The 12,009-nt window shown below is 68.2% G+C and carries 11 protein-coding genes; 4 read left to right on the forward strand and 7 right to left on the reverse strand.

Features of this window, described 5'->3' with window-relative positions; translation table 11 throughout:
- Positions 1 to 346: 346 nt before the first annotated feature.
- Both PYV02_RS11595 and mobF read left to right on the forward strand, forming a co-directional pair.
- A complete protein-coding gene (locus PYV02_RS11595) occupies positions 347 to 1,207 on the forward strand; it encodes a DMT family transporter (RefSeq protein WP_275759195.1) in 861 nt (286 codons plus the stop codon).
- Positions 1,208 to 1,627: 420 nt separating this feature from the next.
- Entirely contained in the window at positions 1,628 to 5,161 is a 3,534-nt protein-coding gene (gene mobF / locus PYV02_RS11600) for a MobF family relaxase (RefSeq protein ID WP_476693113.1), read from the forward strand.
- 55 nt (positions 5,162 to 5,216) lie between these two features.
- On the opposite strand, the gene PYV02_RS11605 is transcribed toward mobF, so the two are convergent.
- The 3 genes from PYV02_RS11605 to PYV02_RS11615 are packed head-to-tail and all read right to left on the reverse strand — an operon-like array spanning position 5,217 to position 6,726.
- Complete coding sequence (locus PYV02_RS11605) at positions 5,217 to 5,765, reverse strand: signal peptidase II (RefSeq protein ID WP_275759197.1); 549 nt, start codon at positions 5,763 to 5,765, stop codon at positions 5,217 to 5,219.
- Positions 5,762 to 6,376: a cadmium resistance transporter gene (locus PYV02_RS11610; RefSeq protein ID WP_275759198.1), complete on the reverse strand. Its 615-nt coding sequence runs from the start codon at positions 6,374 to 6,376 to the stop codon at positions 5,762 to 5,764. The genes PYV02_RS11605 and PYV02_RS11610 overlap by 4 nt, the downstream gene beginning before the upstream one ends.
- Positions 6,373 to 6,726: an ArsR/SmtB family transcription factor gene (locus PYV02_RS11615; protein WP_275759199.1), complete on the reverse strand. Its 354-nt coding sequence runs from the start codon at positions 6,724 to 6,726 to the stop codon at positions 6,373 to 6,375. Before PYV02_RS11615 ends, PYV02_RS11610 begins: the two co-directional genes overlap by 4 nt.
- A 316-nt stretch (positions 6,727 to 7,042) precedes the next feature.
- On the opposite strand from PYV02_RS11615, the gene PYV02_RS11620 reads away from it, so the two are divergent.
- Entirely contained in the window at positions 7,043 to 7,426 is a 384-nt protein-coding gene (locus tag PYV02_RS11620) for a sulfate permease (RefSeq protein WP_275759200.1), read from the forward strand.
- Between the two features lie 194 nt (positions 7,427 to 7,620).
- Here the strand turns inward: PYV02_RS11620 and glnA are convergent, their stop codons facing one another.
- Positions 7,621 to 9,057, reverse strand: coding sequence for a type I glutamate--ammonia ligase (gene glnA / locus PYV02_RS11625; RefSeq protein ID WP_275759201.1), 1,437 nt, complete (start codon positions 9,055 to 9,057; stop codon positions 7,621 to 7,623).
- Positions 9,058 to 9,186: 129 nt separating this feature from the next.
- On the opposite strand from glnA, the gene PYV02_RS11630 reads away from it, so the two are divergent.
- Complete coding sequence (locus tag PYV02_RS11630; RefSeq protein ID WP_275759202.1) at positions 9,187 to 9,588, forward strand: RDD family protein; 402 nt, start codon at positions 9,187 to 9,189, stop codon at positions 9,586 to 9,588.
- Between the two features lie 36 nt (positions 9,589 to 9,624).
- On the opposite strand, the gene PYV02_RS11635 is transcribed toward PYV02_RS11630, so the two are convergent.
- From PYV02_RS11635 to lipB, 3 genes are read right to left on the reverse strand one after another with little or no spacing between them, the layout of a single operon-like run.
- On the reverse strand, positions 9,625 to 10,338 hold the full coding sequence (locus PYV02_RS11635; protein WP_275759203.1) for a DUF4191 domain-containing protein: 714 nt from the start codon (positions 10,336 to 10,338) through the stop codon (positions 9,625 to 9,627).
- Positions 10,339 to 10,378: 40 nt separating this feature from the next.
- Positions 10,379 to 11,371, reverse strand: coding sequence for a lipoyl synthase (gene lipA / locus PYV02_RS11640; RefSeq protein WP_275759204.1), 993 nt, complete (start codon positions 11,369 to 11,371; stop codon positions 10,379 to 10,381).
- Positions 11,368 to 12,009 (reverse strand): lipoyl(octanoyl) transferase LipB, encoded by a 642-nt coding sequence (gene lipB / locus PYV02_RS11645; protein WP_275759205.1) that lies wholly within the window; start codon positions 12,007 to 12,009, stop codon positions 11,368 to 11,370. Before lipB ends, lipA begins: the two co-directional genes overlap by 4 nt.

The following is a 12,009-nucleotide window of genomic DNA, read 5'->3' on the forward strand; positions in this document are numbered from 1 at the left end:
ACACGCCAGCCCATCGCGGTGGGGCGGGCGCTAAGGCTGCTCTCCTTCGTGTTCCAGCTTCACCGCGGCGGTCACCTCATCAATGTGACGGTCGGTCACCGCAGCGTGAGCGCCCTGGGTGGCTACCTTCTTTGGACCATGCGACGGCGGCGATGACACTACTTCCGTCTCAAGGTGAGAGAGGCATATCAGTGAACAAGATCCAGGTCGGTGTCAACGGCGGGCGTAGGAGACAGCGCGTCGGCTCTCGCGGCCGTGAAGATTCCGGCGACCGACCGTGAATAGCCCCCGACCAGGAGTTGATAACAAGACCACTGCCGTAGCAGGCAACCCGAATCCCTGGCGAATGCTGTGGGTGACACTCTCCTGGGGTTCGTGCTTCGTGGCGATCAGCATCGGGCTGCAGGATGCGCCCCTACTCTGGCTGGCAGCGATGCGCGCCCTCACCGCGGGCGTCGCCCTGCTGCTCGTGACGGGCATCCGACGCACCCCCCTGCCCCGCGACCGACACACCTGGGTACTGATCGTGTGCCTCGGGGTCGTGAACGTGGCACTCGCCTACGCAGCCATGTTCGGCGGGATCATCGGACTGTCCACCGGAGTCGCGGCGATATTGGCCAACGTGCAGCCGATCCTGATCCTCCTGCCCGCCTGGTGGCTGTACCACGAACGCCCCTCTAGGACGGCTCTCGTCGCGATGCTCCTTGGCCTCGCCGGCCTCCTGCTGATCGTGCTTCCAGCCGGGCTCGGTACCGGGGCGTGGTTGTCGCTGAGCTCCGCCGTGGCAGTCACGATCGGCACCCTGATCTCTCGGGTGGTCCGGGCTGATCCGTTCGTCGTAGCGGCCGCGCAACTCCTGATCGGTGGGGCCGTCCTTGCGATCGCGGCAGCCGTTGTCGAAGGCCCGCCGACGATCAACTGGAACGTGCGGTTCGTCCTCGTCCTGCTCTTCATGTCGCTGGTCGGGACCGCAGCCACCACGGTCGCATGGTTCGCTGAAGCCCGACGCGCTCGATTGGACATCCTGACAACGTGGACGCTGCTCGTGCCTGTTGTCGGCATAGCACTGTCGCTCGTGTTCCTCGATGAGCGCCAAAGCGTATGGGGCTGGGTCGGGACCGCCGTCGTCTTGGTATCGATGCTTGTCCTGGTGGTCACACCCCGTCGATCGCCCAGCAACCTACCGGACCAGTTGCCGCCCTCGTGACGTGGGTGACGATCGATACCGACCAGTGACAGGGGCTTGTACGGCTGGCGTCGAGGCGCGCATTCCGCATCGAGCGTTCCAGCCGATCGTTGCGGGATTGCGTGCAGGGAGTCGCCGCTGGCGTTCTCGACCAGCTTCGGAGTGCAGTCACGGATCTTGGTGTCAATCGGTCGCGTCGACGGGCGCGGCCGCTGAGATCGAGCGAGTTGTCCAGCTCGAGCATCTCGCCGCGCGACTTGCGAAGGGTTCGGAAATCCCCGGCCTCACCGTCAATCATACGAAGGACCGCGAGTTGCACGAGGATAGCGATCGGCCCCCAGAGACCAGTACACGTCTGGCACATCGAGGCTGACCCCGCCTGACGGCGGGCTCGGCGGCTCACCTCTTTGACGAGAGAGGCGGTGCCGGGTGTCGGTTTCGATGCGAGTCATGGGTGCGGGGGACGGCTACAAGTACCTACTGCGCACGGTGGCGTCGGCCGACGGGGAGCGGGCGCTGTCAACGCCTCTGACCCGCTACTACGCCGAACAGGGCACCCCGCCCGGCCGGTGGATGGGCAGCGGCCTCGCCGCGCTCGGGCACGGCGAGATCCACGAGGGTGCGCAGGTGTCGGAGGCGCAGCTCCAGCTCCTGCTCGGCATGGGCCTTGACCCGGTGACGGGCGATCCACTGGGGAAGGCGTACCCGGTGTTTCCGAGCGTCGAGGATCGGATCGCCGCTCGGCTCGCCAGGCTCGATCCGGCGCTGGGCGCGACGGAGCGTGCCGAGGCAGTCGCCGTGATCGAGGCGGAGGAATTTGCGCGCACGTCGCGGCGGGCGGTCGCGGGGTTTGACTTCACGTTCTCGTTGCCGAAGTCGGCGTCGGTGCTGTGGGGTGTCGCGGACGCGGCGACCCAGGCGCGGATTGCCGAGGCGCACCATGCGGCCGTTGCGGAGGTCGTTGCATTCATGGAGCGGGAGGTTGCGGCCACGCGCTCGGGCGCAACCTCCCGCGATGGCGCGGTTGCACAGGTCGAGGTGACGGGGCTGCTCGCCACCGCGTTCGACCATTTCGACTCGCGGGCGGGCGATCCGCAGTTGCACACGCATGTCGTGGTGAGCAACAAGGTGCGCACGCTGTTCGACGGCAAGTGGCGGTCGCTGGATAGCCGACCGCTGCACGCGGTGACCGTGGCGCTGAGCGAGCTGCACACCGCGATCTTCGCCGACCACCTGACTCGCGCGCTCGGCGTGCGCTGGGAGCGGCGCGAGCGCGGAGCCGACCGCAATCCGGTGTGGGCGGTCGCCACGGTGCCGGAAGGACTGGCTGCGGAGTTCTCATCCCGGTCGCGGCACATCGAGATCGAGAAGGATCGCCTGATCGCTAAGTACGAGGCGGCGCACGGGCACGCACCATCGCGGGAGACGATCATCCGGCTTCGGCAGCAGGCGACGCTGGCGACCCGGCCTGACAAGGAGGTCCGTCCGCTCGCCGACCTCGCCCAGGAGTGGCGCACCCGAGCGAGCCGACTGCTGGGCCGGGACGCAACCGAATGGGCGCGAGAAGCCGTCGCGGTCGAGCCCGCGAAGCTCCTGTGCGCGGAGGATGTGCCGCCGGAGCGGATCGCCAGGCTCGGCGTGTCGGTGGTCGCCGCGGTTGCCGAGAAGCGCACGACGTGGAGCTTCTGGAACCTGTACGCCGAGGCCGCACGGCAGACGATGGGCTGGCGCTTCACCGGCACGGAGGACCGCGAGGCGATCACTGGCATGATCGTCGATGCCGCAGAGCAGGCGTCCATCCGGCTCACCCCGCCCGAGCTTGCCTCCAGTCCCGCGGCGTTCCAGCGCGCGGACGGGACGAGCGTGTTCCGGCCTCGCAACGCCGCCCGCTACAGCGGTGCCGCGGTGCTCGCTGCTGAGGATCGGCTGCTTGCACGCTCCCGCGAGCAGGTTGCACCGCGCCTGGCCGACGCAACCATTGCGCACTCGCTGCAACCCCGCCGTGGGCGCGCGCTCGGCGACGACCAGCGCGCCGCACTCGCAGCGATTGCGTCGTCAGGGCGGATGCTCGACCTGCTCGTCGGCCCCGCAGGGGCGGGCAAGACCACCGCGCTGCGCGCGTTGCGGCGCGCATGGGAGGCCGAGCACGGGCACGGCTCAGTCATCGGCCTGGCACCGTCCGCGGTCTCGGCCGAAGTGCTGGCCGGTGACCTCGGCATCCCGACAGAGAACACCGCGAAGTGGTGGCAGACCTACCGCGACCACGGCACCGGGTTCGCTGCTGGGCAGCTTGTGATCGTGGACGAGGCATCCCTTGCCGGGACGCTCGCGCTCGACCGCCTCGTGCGCGTCGCGGTCGAGGCCGGAGCCAAGGTGCTGCTCGTAGGCGACCCCGCGCAGCTCCAGTCCGTCGACGCCGGGGGAGCGTTCGGGATGCTCGTCGCCGACCGCGCCGATGTGCCCGAGCTGACGGACGTGCGCCGCATTGCCGCAGCCTGGGAGAAGGAGGCATCCCTCGACCTGCGCCACGGGCGCATCGAAGCCATCGACTCCTACCAGGCCCACGGGCGCATCCGTGCGGGCGAAGCCGAGCGCATGGCTGATGCCGCCCACGCTGCGTGGCAGCGCGACCGCGCCGCAGGACTGGCGAGCATCCTCATCGCCGAGTCGAGCGCGATGGTCACTACCCTGAACCAGCGCGCCCGTGCCGACCTCATCCTCGCCGGGCAGGTCGACGCGCGCGCCGAGGTGCGGCTGCATGACGATACCGAGGCGGCACTGGGGGACGCGATCATCACCCGCCGCAACGACCGCGAGCTGCGCATCGGCCGCGGCTGGGTGCGCAACGGCAGTCGATGGACGATCACCGCCGTCGGCAGCGACGGGTCGCTGCGGGTGCGTCCCGCCGGACGGCGCTGGGGCGCGACCGTGCGGCTCCCCGCTGAGTACGTCGCCGAGCACGTCGAACTCGGCTACGCCGTGACCGCGTACCGGGCGCAGGGGGTCACTGTCGACACCGGGCACACGCTCGTCGAGCCCGGCGCGACGCGCGAGACCTTCTACGTCGCCATGACCCGCGGCAAGGAAGGTAACACCGCCTACGTCTCGATCAACCATCCCGACGAGGACCACATCCACCCGCCCACCCAGGACACCGCCGCAATCGCGGCGCGCAAGATGCTCGCCGGGGTGCTCCAGCACGTCGGCGCGGAACTCTCCGCCCGCCAGATGATCGCCGCCGAGCAGGACGCCTGGGGCTCAGTCGGCCAGCTCGCCGCCGAGTACGAGACCATCGCCGCGGCCGCACAGCAACCGAGGTGGGAAGCCCTCGTGCGCGCGACTCGGCTCACCGAGGCCGAAGCCGACGCCGCCATCGGATCGACGGCGTTCGGCGTGCTCGGTGCCGAACTGCGCCGCGCCGAGGCGGACGGGTACGACGCGGATCGCCTGCTGCGCGCGCTCGTTGCCTCACGCCCGCTCGACAACGCGGGCGACGTGGCTGCGGTGCTCCACGAACGGGTGATCCGAGCCCTGACCCGAACGAACGGTGCCGGGCGCGTGCGCCAGCCCGCCACGCCCATCGCCGGACTCATCACCCCAGCTCTCGGCACAATGGACGAGGACATGCGCACCGCGCTCCGCGAACGCGCCGCACTCATCGAGCAGCGCGCGGACGCACTCGTCGCCGAAGCGGTCGGCGCGTCCGCGGCATGGGTGGTGGAACTCGGCACAGAGCCCGTAGATCCGCAGCTCGCGGCTCTGTGGCGACGCGAGGCACGCACCGTCGCTGCCTACCGCGATACCTACGGCATCACCGAGGCCAGCACGCTCGGACTCGTCGGCGACGACGCCCGGCAGCGCGCAGACGCTGCGCGAGCACACGACGCGATTCTTCGCGCACAACAGCTCGTGGCACGCGCGGCCGAACCGGATTCGACAGCCCGCGCCGTCGGAATGTCCGCACTGCGCCTGTAGCCGCCCCCCAGTGCCATGCACACTGCAACTGCTGACGCACTCTGACCTTGCCTGATCAGGCTTGCCCTTGAGGGTGGACGTTCGTTAGCCGCCGGCCTGCGGTGTTGGGGCCGCGGCCGCGCAGCGGGAAGGTGAGCGCCCAGAGGGCGATTCCGCAGGTTGTGAAGATGTCGGCGACGTTGAAGATCGCAAACCAGTCGACGGCGATGAAGTCGACGACGTGGCCGGTGAGCGGTCCGTTCTCGGCGCGGCTGATCCGGTCCCAGAGGTTGCCCAGCGCCCCGCCGGCCGCGATCGCCAGGAAGATCGTCCCGGTCAGGTCGGCGGTCCGGGCCAGCCGCACGGCGATCCAGCCCACGAGCGCGGCGATGAGGACTATCAGGCCGACCACCAGCGGTGCGCCGACGTCGGCACCGATCCCGAACGCGACTCCGGGGTTGAAGAACAACTCCAGCCGCACGGTGGGGACCAACGGGATGACCGCCCCGTCGGACAGCGACGCCAGCGCCCACGCTTTGCTCAACCGGTCCAGAACGAACGCAGCGACCAGCGCGGTCGCCGCCGCGCCTGCCGCCAGCACCGAGCGGCCTTTGCGACTGGTCACGTCAGGACGTCGATCAGGCGCGGCACGACGCCCGACTCGATGAGGATGTAGAGGCCGAGGCCGATGAACACGACCGGGACGAGCCAGTGCTCGATGCGCTCCAGAGCCTCGGTCATCCGCCGGTTCGTGCCGATGGCCCGGGCGACCAGGCACCACACCGCGACGAGCAGCAGGAACACGACAATGGTGACGACCGTGTCCAGCGGCGGCTGGGTGCGGAACACCGGCGTGTAGAGGGAGATGTTGTCGGCCCCGTTAGCGATCGTGATCCCGGCGACCCCGAGCAGCCCGCCCGCCATGATGGAGCTCTCGTCGTCATCGTCGTCTTCCTCGCTGCGGCGGCGCAGGTAGCGCACCAGCCCGTACACGCCGATCCCGAGCGGGATCAGGCCGAGGAACCCGACCCATTCATCGGGGACGATGGTCAGGCCGAGGGCCGCGACCACGCTGATCGCCACGAGGGCGATGAAGCCCAGGTACTGCCCCAGGACCACCTGCCAGCCCTTGAGGGAGCCCCTGGTCGTTGCCAGGAACAGCACGGTGAGCACCACGATGTCGTCGATGTTGGTCGCGGCGAACAGCCCGATCGCCGCCGCGATCGTCCCGATCATCGTCCAGCCCCGGTTGCCTCGGGTCGTCCGTAGGTCGCGCAGAGGTCGACCTTGTGCCCGGTGGCAGCCAGCAACACCTCGGCGGCCTCCAGGATGTCGTTCAGCTCCGGCCGCGTGAGCGAATAGAATACCTGCCGGCCCTCCACCCGTCCCTCGACTAATCCGCAGTCACGCAAGCAGGCGACGTGCTCGGAGATCGTTGACTGCGCGAGCCCCAGCTCATCCACCAGGTCTCGCACCCGCCCCTCACCACCCATCAGCCGCTGAACGATGCGCAGCCGCGTCGGGTCCGCGAGGGAGTGGAACAGCGAAACGGCAGCGAGCTGCTCAGGCGCATCAGTCATCGGCATACGCCGATTATATCGTTAGTTTACGTTGATCGATTCCGTTGCCACGACTCAACGGGATGGGGAGCCGGTAAGCCAAGCTCCGGCGTCGAGCGAGGTCTCTTCTGTTTTGAAGTCGTTCGGGCCAGGCAAGTCCCAGGGCGCTGACAAGTTGCATGACAGCGGACAGCCGCTCTTTCCTGTGTCCAAAGTCGGGCGTACCCTGGGTTTCGAGGTAGTAGCCACGATTTCTAGGTCGCTTGCGACGGTCCCATCGGGACGCTCCCCACATGATCTACCTCCTCGGCGGAGCTACGCACCCTCTCAGGAGGCGGACATCATGCTCCGACTGCTCTGGAATCTCAGCAACCGCGTCCGGCTGTTCCTGCGGACCTACATGCCGACGAACATCCTGCTCGATGCACTGCGCACGCGACGCGGTCTGAAGTGGGGCGTGCCCGCCATGCTGATCGCCGCGCCGTACCTGCTCGGCGCGTGGCTCCTGACCGTCTGGATCTCCGACGGCGGGCCGAGCTGGCTGAACCTGCTCGTGCCGCTGTTCATCTGGAACGCACTGAAGTTCCTCGTCAACGGCCCGATCACGCTCATCATCCTGATCCGGGCACGCCTTGCCGAGCGACGTGCTCGCCGAGTCGCCGAGCGGGAGTCGGCGGCTTACGCTGCGGGCGGCGACCTCCCCGTGCTCACCGCGACGCGCATCTGACCCGGCCGTACGGGACCGCCGACGGCACCGCAGAAGCGGTTATCCGCTCCGTCCGAAATCCCGTCCGTTTACTGCCCGTAGCCGTCCGTAAACGTCCAGAGATAGACTGAGCCCCAGACGGCAACTGCCGCCTGGGGCTCAGAAAATCACTGGCCTCGGAAACCGGAAGTACGGTCCCGAAGACCTCCCCGGAATCAGACGCCGAAGTACAGCTCGTACTCGAACGGGTGCGGGCGCTGCGCGAAGGGCAGGAGTTCCTTCTCGCGCTTGTACTCGATCCAGGTCTCGATGAGGTCCTTGGTGAAGACGCCACCCTCGAGCAGGAACTCGTGGTCGTTCTCGAGCGCGATGAGCGCCGCGTCGAGCGAGCCGGGAACCTGCGGGATGTTCTTGGCCTCCTCGGGCGGGAGCTCGTAGAGGTCCTTGTCGACGGGCTCGTGCGGCTCGATCTTGTTCTTGATGCCGTCGATGCCGGCCATGAGCTGCGCCGCGAACGCGAGGTACGGGTTGCCCGAGGCATCCGGCGCACGGAACTCGATGCGCTTGGCCTTGGGGTTCGTACCCGTGATCGGGATGCGGATCGACGCCGAGCGGTTACCGGCCGAGTACACCAGGTTGACCGGCGCCTCGAAGCCCGGGATCAGGCGGTGGTACGAGTTGACGGTCGGGTTGGTGAAGGCGAGCACGGCGGGCGCGTGCTTGAGGATGCCGCCGATGTACCAGCGGGCGATGTCGGAGAGTCCGCCGTAGCCCTTCTCGTCGTAGAACAGCGGCTTGCCGTCGTTCCACAGTGACTGGTGCGTGTGCATGCCCGAACCGTTGTCGCCCATGAGCGGCTTCGGCATGAAGGTCGCGACCTTGCCCCACTCGAGCGCCGTGTTCTTGACGATGTACTTGAACTTCAGGATGTCGTCGGCGGCGTGCACCATCGTGTCGAACTTGTAGTTGATCTCGCCCTGGCCGGCGGTGCCGACCTCGTGGTGGCCGCGCTCGACCTCGAGGCCCGCATCGATGAGCTTGAGCATGATGTCGTCGCGCATGTCGGCGTGCTTGTCGAGCGGCGTGACGGGGAAGTAGCCGCCCTTGTACGGGGTCTTGTTGGCGAGGTTGCCGCCCTCTTCTTCGCGACCGGTGTTCCACGCGGCCTCGTCGGAGTCGACCTCGTAGAAGCTCTTGTTCTGCTTCACCTCGTAGCGCACGTCGTCGAAGATGTAGAACTCGGCCTCGGGGGCGAAGAACGCGGTGTCGGCGATGCCGGTCGAACCGAGGTACTTCTCGGCCTTCTTGGCCACCTGACGCGGGTCGCGCGAGTAGATCTCGCCGTTGCGCGGGTTGTAGATGTCGAAGACGAGGATGAGCGTGCGCTCGGTGCGGAACGGGTCGAGGTAGGCCGTCGAGATGTCCGGGATGAGCTGCAGGTCGGACTCGTGGATGGACTGGAACCCGCGGATGGAGGAACCGTCGAACATCTGACCGACCGCGAAGAAGTCCTCGTCGACCGTGGACGCCGGGATCGTGAGGTGCTGCTGGATGCCCGGCAGGTCGGTGAAGCGGATGTCGATGAACTTGACGTCCGTATCCTTGATGAACTTCAGGACCTCGGAAGCGTCCTTGAACTTGGGGTTGGACATAGGCGGTACTCCAATGGGTGCAGAGCGGGATGGTGCAGTCGCAGCCACGTTGAGGGTATGTGCAGGGGGTTTCACCGGCGTCACGCAATTGTTTCCGGCATGTTACGGGCGGCTCGATAGGATCGTGGCGTGCCGAGTCCAGCCCCCGCGACCGACTGGCCGGGCAAGCGGCTCGGGCTGCCGCAGACGGGGCCGCGGTCCGTCGGCCGGCTGGGCCGCAGACTCGCCGCCCTCGCGATCGACTGGGCCGCCGCGGTCGTCATCTCCGTGGCGTTCTTCGACTACGACCCCCTCGCGACGCTCGGCGTCTTCGCCGTCGCGCAGATCGTCTTCCTGCTCACGGTCAACGGCAGCGTCGGGCACCTGGCCCTGGGGCTTCGGGTCGTGCCGGTCGCCGGCGGCTACCTGGGGTGGTGGCGTCCGTTCGCGCGCACGGCGCTGCTGTGCCTGGTGATTCCGGCGGTCATCTGGGATCGCGACCAGCGCGGGATGCACGACCGGCTGATCGGCACGGTGCTCGTCAGGCGCTAGCGGGCGTCCCGATCGACAGGTTCCACCAGCGGCGGATCACCGCGGACGCGGCGCGCGCACCTTGGTCGGGTCCATGCCCTTCGGGATCGGCAGCCCGTTGCGGCCGAGCGAGTTGAGCCGGTTCGACACCGCGATCACCTCGGCCTTGCGCAGTGCGTTCTTCAGGGAGCGCAGCTTGCCGGGGAGCTTGTGCAAGGGGGTCGACTCGGGGTCGGGCCCCACGTACACGAACGTGATCGGCACGTTGGGCAGGATGCGCGCGACGTTGCGGCGCTCGTCGTCCAGCATCCGCTGCGTGCGGCTGCGCGGGCCCTCGCCGATGAGGGCGATGCCGCCGCGTCCCACGGCGCGGTAAACGGCGTCCTGGGTTTTCGGGCTCACGGAGATCGGCATCTCGCTCGCCGTCCAGCCGCGTCGCAGCGAGCTCTTGAGCACGGCACCGACCGCGCCGGGCTGGCCGGCGATCTGCGAGTACGCGGCGCGCTCGGCGAGCCGGCCGAGCACGATGAGGAACACGAGCAGACCACCGAGCAGGCCGGTGATCACATAGAGCACGAAGCCGATGACGTTGTCGCGCGAGAGCAGGAACGCGAGCACGAGACCGACCGCGAGCGGGCCCACGAAGGAGAGGATCATCCACCACAGGGCGGTCTTGTCGTAGCGGATGGTCATCCTGAAGACCTGGACCATCTGCTTGAGACGTCCCGGCTCCTTGGCGGCCTTCGGGGCTGTGGTGGAGGTGCGTGCCATGGTTCCTAGGATACGGGTGTTCTCGGCGACGTCGGCCCGCTCAGGAGACCGCCTGCGCGAAGCCCAGCTCGGCATCCGCGAGGTGCTTGAGATGGTCGGGGATGGCACGCCCCTTCGAGAGCATCGAGCGCGCCCAGAGTCGGCCGGCCCGGTAGCTCGAGCGCACCAGGGGACCGGCGAGCACGCCGAGGAAGCCGATCTGCTCGGCGGCGGTGGCGAACTCGACGAACTCCTGCGGCTTCACCCAGCGGGCGACGGGCAGATGCCGCGCGGAGGGGCGCAGGTACTGGGTGATGGTGATGATGTCGGTACCCGCGTCGTGCAGGTCCTGCAGGGCCTGCAGCACCTCGTGCGGCTCCTCGCCCATGCCGAGGATGAGGTTCGACTTCGTGATGAGCCCGGCCGCGCGCGCCTGGGTGAGCACGTCGAGTGAGCGCTCGTAGCGGAACGCGGGCCGGATGCGCTTGAAGATGCGCGGCACCGTCTCCACGTTGTGCGCGAACACCTCGGGGCGGGAGTCGAAGACGATACCGAGCAGATCGGGGTTGCCGGAGAAGTCCGTCGCGAGAATCTCCACACCCGTGCCCGGGTTCTGCTCGTGGATCTGCCGCACGGTCTCGGCGTGCAGCCACGCGCCCTCGTCGGGCAGATCGTCGCGCGCCACACCCGTAACGGTCGCATAGCGCAGATTCATGCTGCGCACCGACTCGGCGACGCGACGCGGCTCGTCGGTGTCATAGTCCGCGGGCTTGCCGGTATCGATCTGACAGAAGTCGCAGCGACGGGTGCACTGGCTGCCGCCGATGAGGAAGGTCGCCTCGCGGTCTTCCCAGCACTCGTAGATGTTCGGGCATCCGGCCTCCTGGCAGACCGTGTGCAGGCCCTCGCCCTTGACCAGATCCTGCAGCTGCCGGTACTCCGGTCCCATCTTCGCGACGGTCCTGATCCACTCCGGCTTGCGCTCGATGGGCGTCTCGGCGTTGCGCACCTCCAGGCGCAGCAGCTTGCGGCCGCCGAGGTCGTGCCCGCTCATGCAGGCACCGCCATCGCGTGCTCGAAGTGTCTGCCGATCAGGGGCACGACATCGCCCGGGGTGACCTCGCGACCGAGCACACGACTGATCGAGGTGACCCCGGCATCCAGGATGCCGCACGCCACGATCTTCGAGTACGCGTCGAAGGCGTTGCTGCAGTTGAGTGAGAAGCCGTGCATCGTCACCCCTTGCGCGACGCGGATGCCGATCGCGGCGATCTTCTGCGCGCCCACGGGCTGCTCGTGGCCGATCCACACGCCCGAGCGGCCCTCGACGCGACCGCCGTCGATGCCGAGTTCTGCGAGCACGCCGATGAGCATGCCCTCGAGGCGGCGCACGTAGCCGACAACGTCGACGGGCTCCGCCAGCCGCAGGATGGGGTAGCCGACCAGCTGTCCCGGACCGTGCCAGGTGATCTTCCCACCGCGGTCCACGTCGATGACGGGCGTGCCGTCGGTGGGCCGCTCGAAGGGCTCCGTGCGTCTGCCCGCGGTGTAGACGGAGGGATGCTCCAGCAGTAGCAGGGTGTCGGGCTTCGAGCCCTCGACGACGGAACGATGGGTTGCGCGCTGAAGCTCGAGAGCTTCGACGTACGGCACGGAGTTGGCGCTTAGCCCCGTGACGACAATGTCGACCAC

The sequence above is a fragment of the Antiquaquibacter metalliresistens genome (assembly GCF_029211225.1).
GTDB classification, from domain to species: domain Bacteria; phylum Actinomycetota; class Actinomycetes; order Actinomycetales; family Microbacteriaceae; genus Rhodoglobus; species Rhodoglobus metalliresistens.